This is a genomic window from Caulobacter segnis, assembly GCF_031454995.1.
In the GTDB taxonomy this organism is placed as follows: domain Bacteria; phylum Pseudomonadota; class Alphaproteobacteria; order Caulobacterales; family Caulobacteraceae; genus Caulobacter; species Caulobacter segnis_E.
In genome coordinates this window covers 399,339-420,013 of record NZ_JAVDRV010000001.1, presented here as the reverse complement: position 1 = coordinate 420,013, position 20,675 = coordinate 399,339, and the positions used below count along the sequence as shown (strand labels likewise).

24 protein-coding genes are annotated in these 20,675 nt (G+C 66.1%); 11 read left to right on the top strand and 13 right to left on the bottom strand.

Going from position 1 to position 20,675, the window contains the following annotated elements:
- Nucleotides 1-40 precede the first annotated feature (40 nt).
- Nucleotides 41-577, bottom strand: coding sequence for a hypothetical protein (locus tag J2728_RS02060; RefSeq protein ID WP_309995690.1), 537 nt, complete (start codon nucleotides 575-577; stop codon nucleotides 41-43).
- An 86-nt stretch (nucleotides 578-663) separates the two neighbouring features.
- Complete coding sequence (locus J2728_RS02055; protein WP_013080596.1) at nucleotides 664-1,137, bottom strand: chemotaxis protein CheW; 474 nt, start codon at nucleotides 1,135-1,137, stop codon at nucleotides 664-666.
- A gap of 177 nt (nucleotides 1,138-1,314) precedes the next feature.
- Here J2728_RS02055 and J2728_RS02050 point away from each other — a divergent pair, with 177 nt between their 5' ends.
- Together J2728_RS02050 and J2728_RS02045 are read left to right on the top strand one after the other, a co-directional pair.
- Nucleotides 1,315-1,710: a hypothetical protein gene (locus J2728_RS02050; protein ID WP_309995685.1), complete on the top strand. Its 396-nt coding sequence runs from the start codon at nucleotides 1,315-1,317 to the stop codon at nucleotides 1,708-1,710.
- Nucleotides 1,711-1,877: 167 nt separating this feature from the next.
- Entirely contained in the window at nucleotides 1,878-2,132 is a 255-nt protein-coding gene (locus tag J2728_RS02045; RefSeq protein ID WP_309995683.1) for a hypothetical protein, read from the top strand.
- A gap of 7 nt (nucleotides 2,133-2,139) precedes the next feature.
- On the opposite strand, the gene J2728_RS02040 is transcribed toward J2728_RS02045, so the two are convergent.
- Nucleotides 2,140-2,445, bottom strand: coding sequence for a hypothetical protein (locus tag J2728_RS02040; protein WP_309995680.1), 306 nt, complete (start codon nucleotides 2,443-2,445; stop codon nucleotides 2,140-2,142).
- Nucleotides 2,446-2,612: 167 nt separating this feature from the next.
- Nucleotides 2,613-2,858 carry a DUF2188 domain-containing protein gene (locus tag J2728_RS02035; RefSeq protein WP_309995678.1) on the bottom strand — a complete coding sequence of 82 codons (246 nt, stop codon included), beginning with the start codon at nucleotides 2,856-2,858 and terminating at the stop codon, nucleotides 2,613-2,615.
- 198 nt (nucleotides 2,859-3,056) lie between these two features.
- Here J2728_RS02035 and J2728_RS02030 point away from each other — a divergent pair, with 198 nt between their 5' ends.
- From J2728_RS02030 to J2728_RS02020, 3 genes are read left to right on the top strand one after another with little or no spacing between them, the layout of a single operon-like run.
- Nucleotides 3,057-3,338, top strand: coding sequence for a type II toxin-antitoxin system RelE/ParE family toxin (locus J2728_RS02030; RefSeq protein WP_309995675.1), 282 nt, complete (start codon nucleotides 3,057-3,059; stop codon nucleotides 3,336-3,338).
- Nucleotides 3,313-3,639, top strand: a complete 327-nt coding sequence (locus J2728_RS02025; protein ID WP_309995672.1) for a HigA family addiction module antitoxin — start codon at nucleotides 3,313-3,315, stop codon at nucleotides 3,637-3,639. The genes J2728_RS02030 and J2728_RS02025 overlap by 26 nt, the downstream gene beginning before the upstream one ends.
- Nucleotides 3,636-4,121, top strand: a complete 486-nt coding sequence (locus tag J2728_RS02020; RefSeq protein WP_309995670.1) for a hypothetical protein — start codon at nucleotides 3,636-3,638, stop codon at nucleotides 4,119-4,121. The genes J2728_RS02025 and J2728_RS02020 overlap by 4 nt, the downstream gene beginning before the upstream one ends.
- Here J2728_RS02020 and cobS read toward each other — a convergent pair.
- Complete coding sequence (cobS, locus tag J2728_RS02015) at nucleotides 4,118-5,128, bottom strand: cobaltochelatase subunit CobS (protein ID WP_309995667.1); 1,011 nt, start codon at nucleotides 5,126-5,128, stop codon at nucleotides 4,118-4,120. The two genes, J2728_RS02020 and cobS, sit on opposite strands and share 4 nt — an antisense overlap.
- Nucleotides 5,129-5,202: 74 nt before the next feature.
- Nucleotides 5,203-5,565, bottom strand: a complete 363-nt coding sequence (locus tag J2728_RS02010) for an RcnB family protein (RefSeq protein ID WP_309995665.1) — start codon at nucleotides 5,563-5,565, stop codon at nucleotides 5,203-5,205.
- A 142-nt stretch (nucleotides 5,566-5,707) separates the two neighbouring features.
- Between J2728_RS02010 and J2728_RS02005 the strand changes: the two genes are divergently transcribed.
- Entirely contained in the window at nucleotides 5,708-6,427 is a 720-nt protein-coding gene (locus J2728_RS02005) for a phosphatase PAP2 family protein (RefSeq protein ID WP_309995663.1), read from the top strand.
- On the opposite strand, the gene J2728_RS02000 is transcribed toward J2728_RS02005, so the two are convergent.
- Nucleotides 6,396-6,836, bottom strand: coding sequence for a hypothetical protein (locus tag J2728_RS02000; RefSeq protein ID WP_309995661.1), 441 nt, complete (start codon nucleotides 6,834-6,836; stop codon nucleotides 6,396-6,398). The two genes, J2728_RS02005 and J2728_RS02000, sit on opposite strands and share 32 nt — an antisense overlap.
- Nucleotides 6,837-7,265: 429 nt before the next feature.
- Here J2728_RS02000 and J2728_RS01995 point away from each other — a divergent pair, with 429 nt between their 5' ends.
- Nucleotides 7,266-8,948, top strand: coding sequence for a methyl-accepting chemotaxis protein (locus J2728_RS01995; RefSeq protein WP_309995658.1), 1,683 nt, complete (start codon nucleotides 7,266-7,268; stop codon nucleotides 8,946-8,948).
- Nucleotides 8,949-9,034: 86 nt separating this feature from the next.
- On the opposite strand, the gene J2728_RS01990 is transcribed toward J2728_RS01995, so the two are convergent.
- Entirely contained in the window at nucleotides 9,035-9,685 is a 651-nt protein-coding gene (locus tag J2728_RS01990; protein WP_309995655.1) for a J domain-containing protein, read from the bottom strand.
- 59 nt (nucleotides 9,686-9,744) lie between these two features.
- Between J2728_RS01990 and J2728_RS01985 the strand changes: the two genes are divergently transcribed.
- The 3 genes from J2728_RS01985 (at nucleotide 9,745) to J2728_RS01975 (ending at nucleotide 13,911) form a co-directional block, all read left to right on the top strand.
- Nucleotides 9,745-10,017, top strand: coding sequence for a BolA family protein (locus J2728_RS01985; protein ID WP_309995654.1), 273 nt, complete (start codon nucleotides 9,745-9,747; stop codon nucleotides 10,015-10,017).
- A gap of 88 nt (nucleotides 10,018-10,105) precedes the next feature.
- Nucleotides 10,106-10,534: a cytidine deaminase gene (gene cdd / locus J2728_RS01980; RefSeq protein WP_309995652.1), complete on the top strand. Its 429-nt coding sequence runs from the start codon at nucleotides 10,106-10,108 to the stop codon at nucleotides 10,532-10,534.
- A gap of 386 nt (nucleotides 10,535-10,920) precedes the next feature.
- Complete coding sequence (locus tag J2728_RS01975; protein ID WP_309995650.1) at nucleotides 10,921-13,911, top strand: TonB-dependent receptor domain-containing protein; 2,991 nt, start codon at nucleotides 10,921-10,923, stop codon at nucleotides 13,909-13,911.
- A gap of 301 nt (nucleotides 13,912-14,212) precedes the next feature.
- Here the strand turns inward: J2728_RS01975 and J2728_RS01970 are convergent, their stop codons facing one another.
- The 5 genes from J2728_RS01970 to J2728_RS01950 form a co-directional block, all read right to left on the bottom strand.
- Nucleotides 14,213-14,581, bottom strand: coding sequence for a response regulator (locus tag J2728_RS01970; RefSeq protein ID WP_309995648.1), 369 nt, complete (start codon nucleotides 14,579-14,581; stop codon nucleotides 14,213-14,215).
- A 3-nt stretch (nucleotides 14,582-14,584) separates the two neighbouring features.
- Nucleotides 14,585-16,183 carry a sensor histidine kinase gene (locus tag J2728_RS01965; RefSeq protein WP_309995645.1) on the bottom strand — a complete coding sequence of 533 codons (1,599 nt, stop codon included), beginning with the start codon at nucleotides 16,181-16,183 and terminating at the stop codon, nucleotides 14,585-14,587.
- Nucleotides 16,184-16,266: 83 nt separating this feature from the next.
- Nucleotides 16,267-17,553, bottom strand: a complete 1,287-nt coding sequence (locus J2728_RS01960) for an HlyC/CorC family transporter (protein WP_309995642.1) — start codon at nucleotides 17,551-17,553, stop codon at nucleotides 16,267-16,269.
- A 248-nt stretch (nucleotides 17,554-17,801) separates the two neighbouring features.
- Nucleotides 17,802-19,430, bottom strand: coding sequence for an ABC-F family ATP-binding cassette domain-containing protein (locus J2728_RS01955; protein ID WP_309995640.1), 1,629 nt, complete (start codon nucleotides 19,428-19,430; stop codon nucleotides 17,802-17,804).
- 73 nt (nucleotides 19,431-19,503) lie between these two features.
- Nucleotides 19,504-19,959: a MarR family winged helix-turn-helix transcriptional regulator gene (locus J2728_RS01950; RefSeq protein WP_309995638.1), complete on the bottom strand. Its 456-nt coding sequence runs from the start codon at nucleotides 19,957-19,959 to the stop codon at nucleotides 19,504-19,506.
- Nucleotides 19,960-20,109: 150 nt separating this feature from the next.
- Here J2728_RS01950 and J2728_RS01945 point away from each other — a divergent pair, with 150 nt between their 5' ends.
- Complete coding sequence (locus J2728_RS01945) at nucleotides 20,110-20,667, top strand: DUF308 domain-containing protein (RefSeq protein WP_309995636.1); 558 nt, start codon at nucleotides 20,110-20,112, stop codon at nucleotides 20,665-20,667.
- The last annotated feature ends 8 nt before the right edge of the window (nucleotides 20,668-20,675 follow it).

Sequence of the window (20,675 nt, the reverse complement as noted above, 5' to 3'; positions counted from 1 at the left end):
TGGAAGGGGCTATTCGAACAAATGTTTGGCGCGAGCCGCCTTACTCGTCCCGGAGTTCCAGCGCGGTGTAGGGCCGTTGCTGGCGCTCGATGCGGATCAGGTCCAAGACGCCGATCAGTTGCTTGGCGCGCCAGGCGCTCATCATGTAGCCGAGTGGCGCGGCGGCGAGGGTGAGCGCGATCCAAAGCGTGATGTTCTGGTGCGCCTTTACGAAGGTCATGAGGCTGGCGCCGGCGAGTTCGGCGACCAGGGCGAGAATCGAGAGCGGAACGGTCAGGTAGCCCACGATGACCACCCGCAGCAGCTGGTCCTGCCGGCGCGCGTTCAGGGCCGCCATCGCCGTCAGCCCGTCGAACAGCTCATCGCTGACGTCGCCGAGCAGCGTGAACGCCTTCAGGGTCGAGGGATTGCGCCGAAAGCCGCTGAGGAAGTCCAGGCCCATATAGCCCCAGGCGCCGGGTGTGACGAAGCTCTCGGGGATCAGGGCCCAGGTCGGAAACAGGCGATGCAGCGCGCTCCATAGCCGCCACAACTCGGCGGTTTCGCCGGGTTCGCGTTCAACCCTCGCATCGTTCATACGCAGCAAACCTCGTCGCGCCCGGAGGCGGCAACATGTTCGATGCGTCGTGAGGTGGCAAGCCGGGGACGGCTCGCGCTGTTTGCTTAGGCCGCCAGGGCGATCGGGCGCTCGGGCAGGATGCGGCTGACGGCCAGCAGGACCGTCATGTCGCCTTCGCCCGTGGTGATCACGGCCGAGACCAGCGGGGATTCCTCGACGTCGCCGAGCGACGGCGGCGGGTTGATCGCGTCGGCCTCGACGGTGAAGCTGTCGCAGACGGCGTCGACCAGCAGGCCGGCGACGTCGGTCTGGTTCTCGACGACGATGATCACCTGGCGGGGACCGTCCTGCGCCGCGCCCTTGCCCAGGCGTTGCGACAGATCAATGACCGGCATGACCTGACCGCGCAGATTGATGACGCCGCGCACGAAGGGCGGCGCGTCGGGCAGCGGGGTCGGCGGGGTGACGCCACGGATTTCGCGAACGGCGCTGACGGGCACGCAATAGGTCTGGGCGCCAACCTCGAACGACAGGACCTGCAGGGCCTGGCCTTGGGCGTAAGACACGGTGGTGGTCATGGCGGCCTCCGGGGAGCGCGAATTTCGTCATCCCCACGCTCGTGGAAAAAGATGAACAAACCGGTTCCAGGAACCCGACAATTTCGTTCAGGCGTCGTTCAGGCGGAGAGGCCGATCGTTCTCGTGACGCTTCGAGGGCGCGCCGCGCCGAGAGCGAGAGAGGTCAGGGAGGCCGTCATGGTCCGCAAGTTCGTCAACACTCTGGGTCGGGTCGGCGCCGGCGTCGCGGCCCTGTCGCTGGCCGCCGCCGCGACGACGGCCTCGGCCGATCCGCGCTATTATCACCGCCATCACAAGAGCAACGGCGACGACGTCGCGGTGGCCGCCATCGCGGCCGGAGTCCTGGGCCTGGCGGTCGGCGCGGCCTTGTCCGACAACGATCGGCGCGATCGTTACGACGATCGCTACTACGGCCGCCGGGTCTATGCGCCGCCCCCGCCGCCGCCCCCCCGCTATTACGGTTATGGCTACGGCTACGCTCCCCGTCCGTACTACGGCGACCGCGAATGCTGGACGACCCGCGAGTATGACCGCTGGAGCGGCAGCTACTACGAACGCACCGTGTGCCGCTGAGACATACGGACGATCGGGTCGCCGTCGTGAGCTGGCGATCCGCCTGGAGCACCCAGGTCCTTCGGGGCCTGGGGCTTTTTGTCGCGGTTTAGCCTGGCGGGACTCGACTCTCTGGTGGAATGAGAACAAAAAAGGAACATTACTCCCCCGCCAGCAGGAGAGCCTGAATGTCGCCGCTCACTCCGTCGCCTCTTTCGTCAACCTCCCTGTCGCCAACCTCCCTGGCGTCCACCCCGTTCGGCGCGGGCCTGAGACTGACGGAGGATCGCCTGGACATCGCCGAGGCGGTGCTGGCGGGCGCTTGGCGCACCCTGCGAGCGGCCGGCTTCGGCGAGGCGGAGGTCCAGGCCCTGTTCGATCAGATCGCCGACCGTCCGGAGGACCTGGCGCGCCGCCTGCGGCGAATGGCCAACGCGGTCTGAGGCGGGATCAGGCCAGGCGCTGGAAGAGGGCCTGGAGGATCTCGGCCCTCTGCGTGGTCTCGACCGAGATCCGGCCGGTCAGTTCGCGCACGCCCGCCGGATACGCCTCGCCGCCCTCGGCGATGGCGCGGGCCTGCTCGGCGAGACGACGCATATCGCGCTCGAGGCGTTCCACTTCCTCGCGAGCCAGCATGCGAGCTTCGGCCTGGAGGCGTTTGACGCGGTCGGCCGTGGATTCGGGGCCGCGCCCGAGGTCGTAAATCTCAGCCGCGCCCGATAGGGACGAAACGATTTTCAGCGGCTTGCCGGCCATGGGTGGAGGGCTCCTAGAAACGGTCGATCCGATCGACCCACATTTCTACAAAGCCTGACCATGGATCACCGTTCCCGGGAGAGACGGTGAAAGCGGGACCCCGTGGCGCGCTCGCCACAGGCCCCGCCTCGGCGCCGAAAAAGCGCGCTTTTCGCCGGCGCCCGACGCTATTCCGGGTCCTGGACGCGGGTCGTCGGGCGATCGTCGCCGGCCGACAGCTCCTGATGCCAGACCGCCTGCTTGTCCTCGTAGACAATGCCTTCGGTCTCGCCCGGCTGGCGCTGTTCGCCGGCCGCGCGCTGGGCGGCCTTCAGCGCCGCGTCGTGGCTCGGAAAGGTCTCGGAGAAGGTGTCGCCCACCTTGTAGGCCCAGCCGCCGTCATGCTCGACGATGATGTAGGTGACTTGGGTCATGAGGAGTCTCCGTGAAGCTGGTCGTCGAACGATCCGCCACCTGGACGGTTCCGATGACGCTGTCTTGTAGGAAAGCGGCGTCAAGGTCGATAGACGCTCAGGGAGAGTTACGCCCGATTTTGCAATCTGTGGTATTTTCTCTCGGCTCGATGCCTGGAGATTGGGTTTGTTTGATCCCTATAACGTTATGCGTTATAAATGATCCGCGGCTTCGCCAGTCGCGAGACCGAGCGCATCTGGGAAGGCGGGCGTTCGCGTCGGTTGCCGGGAGATATCCAGGCGGCGGCGATGCGGAAGCTGCGCGTTCTGAACCGGGTGACGCATCTGGAGCAACTGCGCGCGCCGCCGGGAAATCGGCTGGAAGCCTTGCGCGGTGATCGGGCCGGGCAACACTCCATCCGGATCAATGACCAATGGCGGATCTGCTTTCGCTGGCGGGATGGAGGAGCCGAGGATGTCGAGATCTGCGATTACCATTGATATCCCGCCCGAGGACTGGCTGCCCAATCCCACGCCCGGCGACATCCTGCTGGAAGATTTCCTCAAGCCGATCGGGATGAGCCAGACGGCGCTGGCCAAGGCCATTGGCGTGCCGCCGCGCCGCATCAACGAGATCGTGCTGGGCAAGCGCTCCGTAACCGCCGACACCGACCTGCGGCTGGCCCGATACTGGGGTCTGTCGGCGGGCTTCTGGCTAGGTCTGCAGATGGACTACGACCTGATGCAGCAGCGCCGGAAGATGGGCGCGGAGCTGGAGAAGATCACGCCGCGGGCGGCGTGACCAAGATGGAGGAGCAAGGCGCGATCGCGCTCGATCTTTTGCGGGCTTATGGCTTTGCGATCGATGCGTTGCACGAACGGCGGATTGTTCGCACGAAAAACATCGTCGGCGACTACGCCGAAACCCTGTTTGCGCGTGCTTTTGATTGGGATCTTTCGTCGAACTCGAACAACGCGTTCGACGCCACGGATGGCGTGAAGACCTATCAGGTCAAGAGCCGCCGGTTGTCGCCGACCAACCGCTCGTGCGAATTGGGCGGAATGCCCAGCGATGAACTCCTCGCCTTTGACACCTTGGCTGCTGTCATCTTCGAGGCGGACTTCTCGGTCCTATACGCGGCTTTGGTCCCAGTTCCTGTCTTGACGGGCCTACGCACCAGTCGTGAGACGCGTCCCCGGTTTGTCTTCCGGCGATCGGTTTTGGACGTTCCTGGGGTCGAAGACGTGACGCACCGACTCCGTTCAGCCCAAATGACCTTCTAAGCCACCTTCACCCGCGCCGCGCTTTCCGGAAGATCCGTCCCGAACGCGCGCTGGAAGAACTCGGCCACGGTGGGGCGTTCGAGCTCGTCGCACTTGTTCAGGAAGGTCAGGCGGAAGGCCAAAGCGACGTCGTGATCGAAGATCTCGGCGTTCTGGGCCCAGGTGATCACGGTGCGGGGGCTCATGACCGTCGAGATGTCGCCGTTCATGAAGGCGTTGCGGGTCATATCGGCGACGCGGACCATGGCCGAGATCGTGCGCTTGCCGTCCGTCGTGTCGTAGGACGGGTTCTTGGCCAGCACGATCGCCGCCTCGACGTCGTGCTCGAGGTAGTTCAGCGTCGTGACGATCGACCAGCGGTCCATCTGACCTTGGTTGATCTGCTGGGTGCCGTGATAGAGGCCCGTGGTGTCGCCCAGACCGATCGTGTTGGTCGTGGCGAACAGCCGGAAATAGGGATTGGCGCGGATGACGCGGTTCTGGTCCAGCAGGGTCAGCTTGCCGCCGGCTTCCAGCACGCGCTGGATCACGAACATCACGTCCGGACGGCCGGCGTCGTATTCGTCGAACACCAGGGCGATCGGGCGCTGCAGCGACCAGGGCAGAATGCCTTCCCGGAACTCGGTGACCTGCTTGCCGTCCTTCAGGACGATGGCGTCCTTGCCGACGAGGTCGATCCGCGAGACGTGGCTGTCCAGGTTCACGCGGACCAGCGGCCAGTTCAGGCGCGCGGCGATCTGCTCGATGTGGGTCGACTTGCCGGTGCCGTGATAGCCCTGGACCATCACGCGGCGGTCCTTGGCGAAGCCCGCGCAGATCGCCTTGGTCGTCTGGGGATCGAAGCGATAGGCGCCGTCGATCTCCGGCACGTGCGGATCGCGGTGGCTGAAGGCCGGAACCTTCATGTCGCTATCGACGCCGAACGCGTCGCGCAGCGTCACCCACTTGTCGGGGACCAGGGTGATCAGCGGATCTTGGGCGGAGCTGGTTTCGGCGAACTCGGGCATGCTTTCCGATTAGCGCCTTGACCCAGGGGGAGGGAAGAGGGCGCCGCGCCCCGACGCCCTTTCCACGTCGTTTTTTAGTAGCTGGCGATGATCACCGAGGCGATCAGGCCGGTCGCGACGGCCGCCAGCACGAACTGATCGTCGATCTTGCGCCATTGATAGCCGCGCGGCGGGGCGCGCAGGCCGTGGCGCTTCCAGTCGCCGACATAGTAGGCGCGGTCGAGATAGCGGGCGTCCAGGCGCTGTCCTTTCACCCAGAGGCGATGTTGGCGGAGGTCTCGGCGGGCGTCCCGGCGCGCCTGGTCGCGGCGCACGTTCTCGTAGATCTGATCCCGCGCGTTGCCATGCCGGTCGTGTTGGTGCGCTTGGGCGGAGGCGGCTCCCGCGCCGCCGGCCAGCATCAGCATGGCGACGGAAACCGTCAGAGTGCGTTTCATCTTGGCTTCCTTTGTCCAGGCCGACGGCCTGGAACGCCCACATGGTCACGGCCGCAACAGACTTGCTAGGATTAAGTTCATGACTCAAAAGGGGAATGTCTCTCTGTCGGTGATATCGAGTCTGCTTGGGAGAAGCGCCCCGTTGTTTCGTCTGGATGTTCAGAGACTTGTGGCCGTGGCCGTCCGAGAGATCGGGCTGGCTACCGCCCTGCTGATCGCCGCCCTGGGCGCCATGGCGTTCCTGGCCATCGCCGATGAGGTCGCCGAGGGCGAGACCCACGCCTTGGACCTGGCTGTCCTGCGAACCCTCAGGGTTCAGGGCCAACCTGGAACCCCGGTCGGACCAGAGTGGCTGCACGTCGCGGCCGTCGACGTGACGGCGCTGGGCTCGGTGGCGGTGCTGAGCCTGATCATCCTGCTGGCCTTCGCGCTGCTGGCGTCCCTGCGACGCTGGGGCGAGGCCGTTCTGCTGCTGGGCGGAGCGGTGGGGGGCGTGAGCATCAGCCAAGGGCTGAAGGCGGTGTTCGGGCGCGAGCGGCCGGATCTAGCCTATCGCGTGGTGGAAGCGGTCAACGCCAGCTTCCCCTCGGGCCACGCCATGCTGTCGGCGGTGGTGTTCCTGACCCTGGGCGTCCTGACGGCGCGCTTTTCCGACCGGCGGCGGGTCAAGGTGCTGGCGATCAGCGCGGCGGTCCTGCTGAGCCTGCTGGTCGGCGCCAGCCGAGTCTATCTGGGCGTCCACTGGGCCAGCGACGTGCTGGCGGGCTGGTGCGTGGGCGCGGCGTGGGCGATGATTTGCTGGCTGGCGGCCTATCTGGTTCGGCGGCGGATCAAGCCGTCTTCGGCTTCGGACGCCACCTGAGCTCCAGCGTCGTCCAGACCGCGCCGGCGAAGTCGGCCAGGCCCACGGCCAGCCAGGCCTTGGGCAGCCAGTCGGCCAGGACGAAGGCGCCGATCACCACCAGCGACAGCACCCGCAGCACGACCGAGGCGCGCATATAGGTCCGCTGGCCCGTCCAGCCGGCGACGTGATAGCCCATGGCGTAGGCCAGCAGCAGCAGGCCACAGAACCGCACCCACGGCAGGGCGGCGGGATCGACCGGCGACTTCAGCAGATGCAGCACCGCGTTCGGCGCCACGGCCAGCGCCAGGCCAGCGGTCGAGATCAGCCCGCCCCAGGCCCAGATACTCCACGGCTTGCCGAAGGGCACCGGCGTCACCGGCGTCGGCGCCTGGGTCGGCGCGCGCCACTCCGGATCGCTGACTGTCATCGAAAGGGGTCCCCGCCCGCCACGTGTCGGCGCGGGACAATGGCCCATTCGCCCCGTGCGTCGCAAGGGATTGAAGCGTGGCGGCGCGCGCCCTGGAGGCGGCGGCGGCTCGCGGGCCGCTTCGGCCACGACCGAGGTCGTTGGAGGTGGGCCTGGACGCCGAATGGCCGCTCGCGCGCCGGCGCCGGACAGACACTGTACGGTCAAGCTGGCCAAGACGTGCTTGCGGCGCTTAATGAGCGTATTTTAACAATAAATGGCGGGTAAAGAGCTGGAATGGGTGTACATCTCAGGGATGTACTAAGGGTCTTGAGGTTGTGGACGGCGTATTGTCGCGCCAGATCTTATATTCACTCTATATTTAGCACAAAAAGAGACGTTGACCTTACATGCGGCGTGATTTTCGCGAAGAAGTAGGGATTAGTTGTGATGCTCAACCTCCGCGCGGGCCTTGGCGGCGACGCCGCCAGCAAGATCGATGCGCTCGATAAATCTCTGGCGATGATCGAATTCGACGTGAAGGGAACAATCCTCGCGGCCAATGCGAACTTCTGCGAAGCGCTTGGCTATGAGGCGCGGGAGATCGTCGGCAAGCACCACACCCTGTTTCTCGAGCCCGAGTACGCCGGGAGCCAAGCCTACCGCGACTTCTGGGCTCGACTCGCTCAAGGGCAGTTCGACGCGCGTGAATATATGCGCCTGGGCAAGGGCGGTCGGGAGGTCTGGATCCAGGCGTCCTACAATCCAGTGAAGAACGCCGCGGGCCGGGTCACGAAGATCCTAAAGGTCGCGACCGATATCACCGCCCAAAAGGAGGCGGAGGCGGAGCGGACGGCGAAGCTCGCCGCCGTGGAACGGGTGCAAGCCACGATCGAGTTCACGGCCGAAGGCGTCATCTTGAACGCCAACGAGAATTTCCTGAGCGTGGTCGGCTACGCCCTCTCGGAGATCAAGGGCAAGCATCACCGCATGTTCGTCGATCCAGCCTATGCGGACTCGGCGGCCTACGCGGAGTTTTGGCGCAAGCTGAACGCCGGCGAGTTCGTGGCGGAAGAGTTCAAGCGGTTCGGCAAGGGCGGCAAGGAGGTCTGGATCCAGGCCTCCTACAATCCGGTGTTCGACGCCAAGGGGCGGGTGGCCAAGGTCGTCAAGTTCGCCACCGAAGTGACGGGGCGCGTCAATGCGATCGAACAGATCGCCATGGCCTTGGAGCGCCTGGCCGCGAACGACCTGAGCTATCGTATGCCCGACGCGATCGACGCGCAGTTCGCCCGCGTCCGCGATGATTTCAATAGCGCCGTGACGGCGCTCGATGAGACGATTGGCGCCGTCGCCTCGGCCACTCAAAATGTCACCGCTGGCGCCAATGAGATCTCCACCGCGTCGGACGACCTTTCGCGTCGAACCGAGCAGCAGGCGGCGAGCCTGGAAGAAACGGCCGCGGCTCTTGATCAGATCACGGCCACGGTGGGCCGTAGCGCCGAGGGGGCGAAGCGCGCCTCGGAGGCGGCTTCTGGCGCGCGTGTCGACGCGGCGAAATCCGGAGAGATCGTGGGTGGCGCGGTCGCGGCCATGGACGGCATCGAGGAAAGCTCGACCCAGATCAATCAAATCATCGGCGTGATCGACGAGATCGCGTTCCAGACCAACTTGCTGGCGCTGAACGCTGGCGTCGAAGCCGCCCGCGCCGGGGAAGCGGGCCGAGGTTTCGCGGTCGTCGCCCAGGAAGTTCGCGCCTTGGCGCAACGCTCGGCCGACGCCGCCAAGGAGATCAAGGTCCTCATCGCCAACAGCTCGGCGCAAGTTGAACGTGGCGTAAAGCTCGTCGGCGACACCGGACGCGCGCTGGGCTCGATCGTCGGCAAGGTCAGCGAGATCGACACCTTGATCAGCGAGATCGCGCAGTCTTCGCGAGAACAGTCCACGGGCCTCGGCGAGGTCAATGTCGCGGTCAACCAGATGGATCAGGTCACCCAGCAGAACGCCGCCATGGTGGAGGAGGCGACCGCCGCGGCGGCGAACTTGCGCATGGAGGCCTGCGAGCTGGAACGACTGATCGCGCGCTTCAATATCACGGCCCGTCTGGCCGACAGCCATCGACGCGCGGCGTAACCGCGCCCGGGCGCATCGTGAAGGCGCGATGCTCGGCGACCTGAAGGTGGGGTGACGGCGGCGAGGAAGCGCTCGTCCGCCGCTTCCTACACCAGCCCCGACTTCTGCAGCTGTTTGTAGGCCTTGATCACCCGCTGCAGCTTGTGCTCGGCGCTGCGGTCGCCGCCGTTGGCGTCGGGGTGGCAGCGCTTGAGCAGCTCCTTGTACTTGGCCTTGATCGCCGCGCCGTCGGCGCCGGCCTCCAGGTCGAGGTCGGCCAGGGCCTGACGCTCCAGCTTGCCCAGGCCGCGCTCGGCGGCGGTGCGTTGCGATTCGGCCCGCCGTTGTTGGGCGCGGAAGATGCCGAACGGGTCGGCGAAGGCGCGGGCGTCGCGAGCGGCCTGGGCGGCGGCTTCGCGCGAGCGGGCGTCGGCCTTGAAGCTCCAGGTCGGGCGGCCGCCGGTCATGCGCTCGGATTCCTGCTCGGCCCGGATCTGGGCCTCGCTCATGCCGGCGTAGAAGTTCCAGTTCTTGTTGTACTCGGCCGCGTGCCGCTGACAGAACCAGTAGTGCTGATCGGGAATGTCGCGCGACTTCGGCGCCTTGGCCGAGCCCGGCAGGCTGCAGTCGGGATGGTCGCAGCGCTTCTCGCCTGGCTTCAGGCGCAGCACGTCGTGGACAGCCTCGTCCTCGCCTTCCTTCGGGGGGCGAACCCGGATGTCGTAGAATTTAGGGCGATACTCGAACGGCCGGCTCATGGCGCTTAGAGTAAGCCCGCGCTATTTCCGTTCAAGGATTGACATGCGGGAGTCGCGTCATGGGCGCCGTTGCGGAAGCTATTCGCACCAAGTTGGAGGCCGCTTTCGCGCCGTCGCGGCTGGAGCTGGCGGACGACAGCGACCGTCACCACGGCCACGCGGGCCATAGCGGGGCGGGCGAGAGCCACTTCAGCCTGCGGATCGAGTCGGAAGCCTTTGCCGGCAAGGCGCGGGTCATGCGTCAGCGCATGGTGATGAAGGCGCTCGCCGAGGAGCTGGCCGGGCCGGTGCACGCCTTGTCGATCGTGGCGACCGCGCCGGGCGAGGCCTGAGCCCGCCGCATTTTGAGCTTGCGTGGCGCGACCGCGACTGATTGCCTCTCTCCCCGGCGCGATCCTTGGCCGGGCAGGCAGGACAAGCATGAGCGCCGACGTCACCCTAATCGCCGACACCCTTGAACAGGACGCCGCCCGGGCCCTGCCCGGACTGCTGGAGCGGTCCTACGCGCGCTATTCGAACTTCACGGTGGCCGCGGCGGTGATCGACGAGGCGGGGCGGACCCACTACGGCGTCAACGTCGAGAACGCGGCCTATCCCTCGGGAACCTGCGCCGAGCAGACGGCGATCGGGGCGATGATCACGGCTGGGGGCTCGCGCCGCATCGCCAAGGTGCTGATCGCCGCCGGCTCCGACGCGGTGGTCCAGCCCTGCGGCGCCTGCCGCCAACGTATCGCCGAATTCGCGAGCGAAGCCTGCGAGATCGTCTCCGTGCAGGGCGGGGCGGTGACCCAAAGGACGCCCTTCTGGAGCTTGCTGCCACAATCGTTCGGACCGCGCGATCTGGACTAAGCACAACTGAAAACCAGACTGGCGCTTCCCTCTTGGCTGAGATGGTCGGCGCCGAGTTATTGGAAGATGCTCCCCCTCTCTATCTTATTGAGGGAAATATGAGCGAATTTGTCTTTTGATTTTGAGGTGATTTTTTGCCAGGGCAATTTTTTGCTCTGGCCTGCCGCCGACGGTGAGCGTCGCGGATCACTGTTCGTCAATCAGGCTATGATTTGTGTTCAAATAGCCACGTTCTGGCAAAAAGGGGCAAAAGATGCCCGTTTTCTGTCTGTCTTGGTTCCCAATTGTGACCGCCGTGTTACGCAGCCGCGCTGCGGAAGGTGAGGCAAATTTGTTCTCCGCCGCATCCTTTGTGTTTTCGTCGCCTTAGGGGACTTAGGTTGAATTTGCATAAGAATTTTCTGCTGGGAACGACGGTTATCACCGGCGCCCTGTCGTTGATGGCCGTAACCGCTCCGGCGCACGCTCAGACCGCCGCGCCCGCCGCCCCCGCGGCTGAAGCCAACGAACTTGAGGCGATCACTGTCACCGGCTCGCGCATCCGTCGTTCGGAGTTCACGGCCTCCTCGCCGATCCAGGTGCTGACCGCGGAGCGCGCGGAGCTTGAGGGCTCGGCCACGATGTCGGCGATCCTGCAAAATTCGACCCTCGCCGCCGGCACGGGCCAGATCAACAACCAGTACACCGGCTACAACGTCACCGGCGGCCCGGGCGTCAGCACGGTCTCGCTGCGGGGTCTGGGCGCCAACCGCACCCTGGTGCTGCTGAACGGCCGCCGCGCCGGTCCGGCCGGCGTGCGCGGCCAAGTCGGTCCCTTCGACCTCGGCGTCGTGCCGGAGTCCATCGTCGAGCGCGTCGAGATTCTGAAGGACGGGGCGTCTTCGATCTACGGCTCGGACGCCGTGGCCGGCGTCGTCAACATCATCACGCGCAAGAAGCTGGATGGCGGCGAGCTGAAGATCTACGGCAGCAACCCGCTTGAGAAGGGCGGTAAGGCGTACCGGATGACCGGCGCCTACGGTAAAACCTTCGACAAGGGCTACTTCAACGTTTCGGGCGAATACTTCCGTCAGGAAATTCTGCGCCGCGGCGACCGTGACGACACCGCTTGCGCCGCCGACTACCTGTTCGACCCGAAGACCGGCGCCCGCAAGGATTACAAGGACGCCGTCACCGGCCAATACAAGTGCCTGAACCTGACGAACGGCTACGTCCAGCTCGTCACGGGATCGGTCAACCTGGTGCCGATCGTCAGCGGCATCAACTATCCTAGCGCCGCCCAAGGCAACAACTCGACCATCCCGGGCTTCGCGCGCTTCAACCGCATCGGCTATCCGGACACCTACACCTACGCGCCGACCACGAGCCCGCTGTACGATCGCTCCAGCACGGTCAGCCCGGAAATCCGTTCGACGGTGGCCTTCAATGGCGGCTATCAGATCACGCCGAACGTCGAAGCCTACACCGAGCTGATGATCAGCCGTCGCCAGTCCTCGCAGACCGGCGTCGGGCAAATCTTCCAGTCGTTCGCGCAACGCAACACCCTCAACGGCGCGCTGAACTACCTGCCCGCCAGCAACCCGAACAACACCATTGGCCAGAACGCCGTCACGGTCGCGGCCTATGAGTCCAACGGCCACCAGGACGTGAAGTACTATCGCGCGGTCGCGGGCCTGCGTGGCTCTATCGACTGGAACGGCGGCTGGGACTGGGACATCTTCGGCCAGTACTCGAAGTCGGACGCGACCTACGACTTCGGTCCGCGTATCTATCTGGACCGCTTCGCGGCCCTGAACAGCCCGAACGTGGCCTGCACCAACAACCCGGCTGGCGGCAACTTCTCGAACTTCAACTGCTCGCAACTGCCCAACGGCATCCCGTGGATGTCGAACCGCGTGCTGGCTGGTCAGTTCACCCAGGCCGAGCGTGACTTCCTGTTCTTCGAAGAAGAAGGCACGACCGAGTACTCGCACGCCTATGTCGAAGGCTCGATCTCGGGCGACCTGTTCAGCCTGCCGACCGGCCCCGTGGCCGGCGCGTTCGGCTTCCAGGTCCGCAAGGAGCGCATCAACGACAAGCCGGGCTACCAGGCCGCCAACCGCAACATGGCGCTCTACAGCTCGGCCGGTCAGACCAAGGGTTCGGACAGCTCGAAGGAAGTCTTCGGCGAACTGGACCTGCCGCTGGTCCGCGACGCGCGCTTCATGGAGCGTCTCGACGTCAATCTGTCGGCTCGCTATTCGGACTATGACAGCTACGGTTCGGATGCGACCTGGAAGGTCGGCGCGAACTGGAAGGTTCTGCCTTCGGTCACGCTGCGCTTCACGCACGGCACGTCGTTCCGCGCGCCGTCGCTGTACGAGCTCTATCTGGGCAACCAGATCGGCTACTCGTCGCAGAGCGTCATCGACCCCTGCTATGACCTTGGCAACTCGAGCACGGCCAGCCAGACGACCCGCAACAACTGTGCGTCGCAGGGCATCCCGACCTCTTACAACGCCCTGGGCGGCAGCAGCGCGACGGTGTTCTCCACCGGCGGTCAGGGCAACCTGAAGGCCGAAACGGCCGCCGCGAACACGTTCGGTATCGTCTGGTCGCCGCGCTTCGCGGACCTAAACGTCGCGGTCGACTATTTCACGATCAACGTGGACAACGAAGTCCGTCAGTTCGGCGCCGCCAACATCCTGAAGCAGTGCTACAACTCGACCGACTTCCCGACCAACCCGTTCTGCTCGCTGTTCACGCGCGATCCGAGCAAGTTCTACATCCTCTCGGTGCAGAACAGCTACGTGAACGTCGCCAACCAGGTGAACCACGGCATCGACCTGACCACCCAGTACAGCCGTGACCTGTTGGGCGGTCGCCTGAGCACCAACTCGCAGTTCACCTGGACGACCAAGAACGTCGTCACCTTGCTGGGGGGCGCCACGCCGCTGAACCGACTGGGCACGACCTATAACTACGACGGTCCGGGGTTCTCGGGTAACATCTCCGCCACGTGGAAGAAGGATGACTGGACCTTCTACTGGGGCGTGAACATGATCGGTAAGGGGTCCGACACCGATCAGCCTGAAAACATGACCGACGTGCTGCCCGTGAACAAGTACACGGACGTGGTCAACGGCGTGACCACGAACTGCTCGGCCACGGTCAACGCCTGCGCCTACTACAACCTGCACGCGGAACTCACCGTGTACCATACGTTCTCGGTGAAGCGTCAGTTCGGCGATCTGTCGACCCAGATCGGCGTCAACAACGCCTTCGACGAACGGCCTCCGGCGGGTTCGTCTGGCCAGTTCCGCGTGGGCACCGCGCAGCTCGGCAACTACGACATGATCGGCCGCCGCATCTTCGTGGCCGTCACCAAGAAGTGGTAATATTCAACGGGCCGACCGCCTGAGCGGTCGGCCATCGTTCCAGCTTAAGCGGCGGGGAAAGTTTCCCCGCCGCTTTTGTTTGGGGCGCGCGCGTTCCGAAAGACCGACGGCGCGAGGCGACCACATTCTCCGCTAGAGGACAGGTGGCAAACCGCTCTCGAACCTATTTTCTCGCAAGGATGTTCCCGCCGGCGCGCGGAAACGAGCGCTGGGTGACGGCGCGATCGACCGGAAGCGCGGGGGGGCGCCGTCTTCTCGTCCGCGCTCCAGGCGGCGCCCGATGGCGTCGACGGAGGGCTTTTTAGGCCGTCTGAGCGACCAGGCCCTCAAGCACGCGGCGCAGGTCGGCCTCGCGGAAGGGCTTCTGCAGAACGGCCGAGCCGCGGTGGTCTTCGCTGATGCCCGCCTCGCCATAGCCGCTGGCGAAGGCGTATGGCACGCCGCGGCCGCGCAGGGCGTCGGCGACCGGGAAGATCGGCCGCCCGCCTAGGTTCACGTCCAGCAGGGCCGCGTCGATATCGGCCGAGTTGGCCAGCTTGAGGGCCTCCTCGATCTCGGCGGCGGGACCGACGACGGTGCAGCCGAGGTCGGTCAGCATGTCTTCGACCAGCATGGAAACCAGGGCTTCGTCTTCGACGACCAGCACCTTCAGGGACGAGAGTGTCTTCATAGATCAGGGCTCCAGCGCGCGCGGGGGCAGCGCCATGTGGCAGACGAGTCCGGTGGGATCATAGGTCAGCTCGACCGCGCCGGATAGCTCGGCGGCGAGACCGCGTTCAAGAAGCCGCGCGCCGAAGCCGCGACGGGTGGGGTTTTCGACCGGCGGACCGCCGCGTTCGGTCCAGGTCAGGCGGAACAGATGGGCGTCCTGTCGCCAGGTGACGACCACTTCCCCGCCGGGAACCGACCAGGCGCCGTACTTGACCGCGTTGGTCGCCAGTTCGTGAATTCCCATGCCCAGCGCCACGGCCGCCTTGGGGTTCAGGCGAATGTCGCTGGCGTACTGGAACGTGACCCGATCCTCGCCAGCCATGGCGCGCAGTTCGCCATCGATCACCTCGCGCAGGCTGGCGCCTTCCCATCCCTCGCGGGTCAGCAGGTCGTGGGTCTGGGACAGGGCGATCAGCCGCGCCTCGAACGCCTCGCGGAAGAACTCGGGAGAGGTGATCGAGCGCAGGGTCTGGGCGGCGATCGACTGGACGGTGGCGAGGCTATTCTTGACCCGGTGGTTCAGCTCGTTGACCAGCAGCATCTGGCGCTCCTCGGCCCGCTTGCGCTCGGTGATGTCCAGCGACACGCCCGCCAGCCGGCGGGCCCCGCCGTCGTCGGCGGTTTGGGCCGCCCGGCCTCGGGCGTGAAGCCAGCGCGGCTCCCCGGTGGGCAGGATCACGCGGTACTCGACGTCGTAGTCCGCGCCATCGCGGATCGCGCTTTCCATCGCCGCCATGATCCGCGGCCGGTCCTCGGGATGGATCGCGGCGATCAGGTCCGCGAAGGTGAACGCCTGGTCGGGAGCCCGGCCGTAATTGGCCTTGCAGAGGTCCGAGGCTTCGTAGGCGCGGGTGGCCACGTCGAGGTCCCAGGAACCCATGCGGCCGGAATCGAGGGCGAACTTCAGCCGCTCCTCGGCGCGCCGCCGTTGGTCCAGCTCGTCCAGGGCGCTAGCGTTGACGCGGATGGAGTCGATGGTCACCGCCACCTGGGCGCCCAGGCCCAACAACAGCGCCTCGTCGCGGGCCGTGAACCGTCCAGGCTCGCCGTGACCGAAGAAAAGGCCGCCCAGGACGCCGCCTCGCGGCGTCATCACCGGGATGGCCAGATAGCTGCGCACCAAAAGGTGACCGGACGCCGCGCCGCGCCAGGGCGCGTCGCGACGATGGCGCGGGTCCTGGGTGATGTCGTCCGAGCGCACGACCCCGACGCCGTCGAAGGTGGGGGCGAAGATCTCGGCCTTGCGCGGCATGGGGAAGTTGGCGAACGCCTCGGGCGGCGCGCCCGACAGGCGATACAGGGCGTAGGATTCCCCGTCCGCGCTCAAGACATTGTGGAAGAACGCGCCGTAGGCCGCGCCGATGATCTCGCGGGCGCCGTCGATCACCGCCTGGACGCAGGTGTCGACATCGTTGCTGGAGGCCACCGCCTGGGTGACCCGCGCCAGGGCCTCCGACTTACGGATTTCCTCGGCCAACGCCGCCTCCGCTTCGGCCAACCGCGCGCGCGTGTCGTCGTCGGAACCGCCGCGAATCTCGGTCTTAACCGCGCTGACCAACATGCCCCTCCAATCTGGCCGCCCCTGACCAGCAATGGCGCGAAACGCGTGGGCGTCGACTCGGTTCCAGCGTTCTCAAACGAGGGTCATGAAACGTCCGTCTCGTTCAGGGGCGCGCTGATGCGCAGGGCGGTGATCTGGTTGCGCTGGCGACGCAGGACCTGGAACCGATGCCCGTGGAAGATGAAGGTCTGGCCAGGCTCGGGGATCATCTGAGCCTCGTGGATGACAAGGCCCGCGATCGTCACCGCGTCGCCTTCCGGCAGTCGCCAGTCCATGGCGCGGTTGAGGTCGCGGACCGTGACGTGGCCATCGACATTCACCGAGCCGTCCTGCTGCTCGCGCACGCCGTCCAGCGCGGTGTCGTGCTCGTCGTCGATCTCGCCGACGATCTCCTCGAGGATGTCCTCCAGCGTCACCAGGCCTTGCAGCGCGCCATACTCGTCGACCACGAGGGCGAAGTGGCTCTTGCGCTTGAGGAAGGCGTTCAGCTGGTCCTTGAGGTTGGTGGTGTCGGGGATGAACCACGGCTCGCGCAGGATGGCGGCGATGTCGAGGCCCTCGACGCCCGTGGGCGACTCCGCCAGGGCCTTCAGCAAATCGCGGGCGTGCAGAACGCCGACGATGTTGTCGGGCTCGTCGCGATAGACCGGCACGCGGGTGTGCTGGGCCTCGAGCACCTCGTCGACCAGCTCCCGGGCGGGGAGGGCGGCGTCCAGCAGGACCATCGACTTGCGATGGACCATGATCTCCGAGACGTCCATGTCCGACAGGTCCAGCACCCCGCCCAGCATCCGCCGGTCGTCGGTCTCCACCAGGCCTTCGGAGTGGTGGTAGTCGACCGCGCCGCGGATCTCCTCGTGGGCGGCCAGCACGTCGACGGCCATGTCCAGCCTGACGCCGAAGATCCGCAGCGTGCGGCGCACGATCCACTGCACCGCGTAGATCACGGGGCCGAACAGCCCGACGAGGAACAGGGTCGGCGCCGACAGGGCGCGGGCCACGTCGTCGGAGCGGACGATGGCCACGGTCTTGGGCAGCACCTCGGCGAAGACCAGGACCAGCACGGTCATCACGCCGGTGGCCAGGGCCACGCCCCAGGGCCCGGGGATCAGGGTGGTCAGCACCTGGGTCGCCAGGGCCGAGGCCAGGATGTTGATCAGGTTGTTGCCCAGCAGCACCGCCCCGATCATCGTCTCCTGATCGGACAGCAGCTTGTTGACCCGCCGGGCGGGGGCGTCGCCGTCGCGCTCCAGTTGGTGCATCCGCGACCGACTGGCGCCCGTCATCGACGTCTCCGCCGCCGAGAACAGCGCCGAGAGGGTCAGCAGGGCGATGACGATGGGCGCGAGGCCGAGCAGGGCGGTGAACATGGGGGTGTTTTAGATGGGATCGAGATCCAACACGACTCCGAAGCCCAGAGCTGGCCTTCCTGGGCCTTGTGCCCAGGACCCATGTCCACGGCGGGCTCTGGTGTCGAAAATGGCCAGGCGGGTAGGCCCAGGTCGCTGGTCGAATTCAGTCGTGACGGAAAGATGGGTCCTGGGCACAAGGCCCAGGAAGGCGGGATTTGAGCCCTATTTTGAATATCGATCGTTCTAGGCCAAGCCGGCGATGAGCGTTAGCCCCCCGGGTGCAGGCCCGGTGCTTCCTGGCCGGTGCGGGCGACATATTCGGTGTAGCCGCCGCCGTACTGGTGCACGCCCTCGGGCGTCAGCTCCAGCACCCGGTTCGACAGGGCAGCCAGAAAGTGGCGGTCGTGCGAGACGAACAGCATGGTGCCCTCGAAGTCGGCCAGCGACGCCACCAGCATCTCCTTGGTCGCCATGTCCAGGTGGTTGGTCGGCTCGTCGAGCACCAGCAGGTTGGGCGGATCAAACAGCATCTTGGCCATGACCAGACGCGCCTTCTCGCCTCCCGACAGCACGCGGCAGGGCTTTTCGACGTCGTCGCCCGAGAAGCCGAAGCAGCCGGCCAGGGTGCGCAGGGCCCCTTGGCCCGCCTGCGGGAACGAGCGCTCCAGCGACTCGAAGATCGTCTCCTCGCCCTCCAGCAGGTCCATGGAGTGCTGGGCGAAGTAGCCCATCTTGACGCTGGCCCCGATGGCGACCTTGCCCTGGTCGGGCTCGGTCGCGCCGGCCACCAGCTTCAGCAGCGTCGACTTGCCCGCGCCGTTGGCGCCCAGCACGGCCCAGCGCTCCTTGCGGCGGACCAGAAAGTCGAGGTCCTGGTAGATCGGCCGCTCGCCATAGCCCTTGTGAACGCCGCGTAGGCTGATCACGTCCTCGCCGGAGCGCGGCGGGCTCTGGAATTCGAACTGGACCGTCTGGCGACGGCGGGGCGCCTCGACGCGCTCGATCTTGTCCAGCTTCTTGACCCGGCTCTGGACCTGGGCGGCGTGCGAGGCGCGCGCCTTGAACTTCTCGATGAACTTGATTTCCTTGGCCAGCATCGCCTGCTGGCGCTCGTACTGCGCTTGGCGCTGGGCCTCGCTGAGCGCCCGCTGCTGGTCGTAGAAATCAAGGTCGCCCGAATAGGTGATCAGCTGGCCGGCGTCGATCTCGACCACCTTGCCGATGATCCGGTTCATGAAGGCGCGGTCGTGCGAGGTCATCAGCAGCGCGCCGTCGTAGTTCTTGAGGAACGCTTCCAGCCAGATCAGGCTTTCCAGGTCCAGGTGGTTGCTGGGCTCGTCCAGCAGCATGGCGTCGGGGCGCATCAAGAGGATGCGGGCCAGGGCCACGCGCATCTTCCAGCCGCCCGACAAAAGGCCGACGTCGCCGTCCATGCGCTCCTGGCTGAAGCTCAGGCCCGCCAGCACCTCGCGGGCGCGGGCTTCCAGCGCATAGCCGTCGAGCTCCTGGAAGCGTTCCAGCACCTCGCCATAGCGCTCCATGAGGGCGTCCAGCTGGTCGGCCTGGTCCGGATCGACCATGGCCGCTTCCAGGGTGGCCATCTCGGCGGCCAGGGCGCTGACCGGGCCGACGCCGTCCATGACCGCAGCCACGGCGCTCTGGCCCGACATCTCGCCGACGTCCTGGCTGAAATAGCCGATCCGCGTGCCCGGATCGATCGAGACGATGCCGTCGTCGGGTTGCTCCTGCCCCGTGATCATGCGGAACAGGGTCGTCTTGCCGGCGCCGTTCGGGCCGACCAGCCCGACCTTCTCACCCTTCTGGATGCCCATCGAGGCTTCGATGAACAGAATCTGGTGGCCGTTCTGCTTGGAGATGTTGTCGAGGCGGATCATGGGCGGGGCTGCTACCCCGGCTGGGCGCGGAACGCCAGTGCTGGAGCGCGACTAGGCGGCACAATTGAAGGCCTTACCCGCGGGGCTGTTCGCTGACGAAGCGCGAAACCGAATCCCGAAACGCCTGGACTTCCTTGTTCAGTTGCACGAGGCGCTCGACGCTCATGCCGCCGGCGGCGAACAGGGTCTGGCCCAGGCACGTGCTGCGGGCCTGCATGTCGCGTCCGGCGTCGGTCAGGCTGACCACCACCTGGCGCTCGTCGGCGGGGTTGCGGACACGGCTGACCAGGCCCGCGCCCTCCATGCGCTTGACCAGGGGCGTGACGTTGCTGGAGTCGAGGCCTAGCCGTTCGCCGATCGCGCCGACGCTCATGCCGTCGGTTTCCCAAAGGGCGCTCAGCACCAGGTACTGCGGATAGGTGATCTCCAGCGCGTCCAGCAGCGGCTTGTAGGCGCGGTTGATCGCCATGCTGGCCCCGTACAGCGAGAAGCACAGCTGCTGGTCGAGGGTCGGGATGTAGTCGGACACGGCGCGCTCCTGATCGTCCTCTTTCGTACCGCGAAATTAGATGTCGTGACAAATAATGACTCGACGCGCCGAGCGAGGCCCTATAGAGGGAATTAAATGTCGCGACATATAATGCCTCGACATGGAAATTTCAGCTTCAGGGAGGCCGCCATGGCCCAGGTCGACGACGTCCAGCGCGGTCTCAAGCGCTATTATTTCCTACGGGCCGCTGTGTCGGTCGCCTGGATCCTCGCCGCCGTCGCGGTCGGGACGAGCAACCCGCTGCTCGGCGGCGTGCTGCTGGTGGCCTATCCGGCCTGGGACGCCCTGGCCAACGCGATGGACGCGCGATCCAACGGCGGCTTCGCGGCCAATCCGCCGCAGACTTTCAATCTGTTCGTCAGCCTGCTCGTCGCGGCCGCGGTGCTGCTCGCGCTGCAGGTCGAGCCGCGCCGGGTGCTGACCGTGTTCGGCGTCTGGGCCGGGTTCTCGGGTATTCTGCAGCTGGTCGCGGGCCTGCGCCGCTGGCGCTCGGTCGGCGGCCAATGGCCGATGGTGCTGAGCGGCGCCCAGTCTGTGTTGGCCGGGGTGTTCATGATCACCCAGTCGCTGCGGCATGGCGGCCATCCGCCCGCGCCGATCGAGATCGCGCCCTATGCGGGCTTCGGGGCGTTCTACTTCCTGGTCTCGGCGGTGGCTCTGACCCTCAAGGGTCGCAAGCGCGCCTAGGCGTCGCG

What these genes read in the sequence shown, in the direction of transcription:
- J2728_RS01995 (WP_309995658.1), top strand. Translation starts at nt 7,266, where the DNA reads ATGCTCAACCTCCGCGCGGGCCTTGGCGGCGACGCCGCCAGCAAGATC.
- J2728_RS01955 (WP_309995640.1), bottom strand. Translation starts at nt 19,430, where the DNA reads ATGATCCGCCTCGACAACATCTCCAAGCAGAACGGCCACCAGATTCTG.
- J2728_RS01965 (WP_309995645.1), bottom strand. Translation starts at nt 16,183, where the DNA reads ATGTTGGTCAGCGCGGTTAAGACCGAGATTCGCGGCGGTTCCGACGAC.
- J2728_RS02045 (WP_309995683.1), top strand. Translation starts at nt 1,878, where the DNA reads ATGTCGCCGCTCACTCCGTCGCCTCTTTCGTCAACCTCCCTGTCGCCA.
- cdd (WP_309995652.1), top strand. Translation starts at nt 10,106, where the DNA reads ATGAGCGCCGACGTCACCCTAATCGCCGACACCCTTGAACAGGACGCC.
- J2728_RS02025 (WP_309995672.1), top strand. Translation starts at nt 3,313, where the DNA reads ATGTCGAGATCTGCGATTACCATTGATATCCCGCCCGAGGACTGGCTG.
- cobS (WP_309995667.1), bottom strand. Translation starts at nt 5,128, where the DNA reads ATGCCCGAGTTCGCCGAAACCAGCTCCGCCCAAGATCCGCTGATCACC.
- J2728_RS02055 (WP_013080596.1), bottom strand. Translation starts at nt 1,137, where the DNA reads ATGACCACCACCGTGTCTTACGCCCAAGGCCAGGCCCTGCAGGTCCTG.
- J2728_RS02040 (WP_309995680.1), bottom strand. Translation starts at nt 2,445, where the DNA reads ATGGCCGGCAAGCCGCTGAAAATCGTTTCGTCCCTATCGGGCGCGGCT.
- J2728_RS01990 (WP_309995655.1), bottom strand. Translation starts at nt 9,685, where the DNA reads ATGAGCCGGCCGTTCGAGTATCGCCCTAAATTCTACGACATCCGGGTT.
- J2728_RS02030 (WP_309995675.1), top strand. Translation starts at nt 3,057, where the DNA reads ATGATCCGCGGCTTCGCCAGTCGCGAGACCGAGCGCATCTGGGAAGGC.
- J2728_RS02035 (WP_309995678.1), bottom strand. Translation starts at nt 2,858, where the DNA reads ATGACCCAAGTCACCTACATCATCGTCGAGCATGACGGCGGCTGGGCC.
- J2728_RS01970 (WP_309995648.1), bottom strand. Translation starts at nt 14,581, where the DNA reads ATGAAGACACTCTCGTCCCTGAAGGTGCTGGTCGTCGAAGACGAAGCC.
- J2728_RS01960 (WP_309995642.1), bottom strand. Translation starts at nt 17,553, where the DNA reads ATGTTCACCGCCCTGCTCGGCCTCGCGCCCATCGTCATCGCCCTGCTG.
- J2728_RS02050 (WP_309995685.1), top strand. Translation starts at nt 1,315, where the DNA reads ATGGTCCGCAAGTTCGTCAACACTCTGGGTCGGGTCGGCGCCGGCGTC.
- J2728_RS02060 (WP_309995690.1), bottom strand. Translation starts at nt 577, where the DNA reads ATGAACGATGCGAGGGTTGAACGCGAACCCGGCGAAACCGCCGAGTTG.
- J2728_RS01945 (WP_309995636.1), top strand. Translation starts at nt 20,110, where the DNA reads ATGGCCCAGGTCGACGACGTCCAGCGCGGTCTCAAGCGCTATTATTTC.
- J2728_RS02010 (WP_309995665.1), bottom strand. Translation starts at nt 5,565, where the DNA reads ATGAAACGCACTCTGACGGTTTCCGTCGCCATGCTGATGCTGGCCGGC.
- J2728_RS01985 (WP_309995654.1), top strand. Translation starts at nt 9,745, where the DNA reads ATGGGCGCCGTTGCGGAAGCTATTCGCACCAAGTTGGAGGCCGCTTTC.
- J2728_RS02000 (WP_309995661.1), bottom strand. Translation starts at nt 6,836, where the DNA reads ATGACAGTCAGCGATCCGGAGTGGCGCGCGCCGACCCAGGCGCCGACG.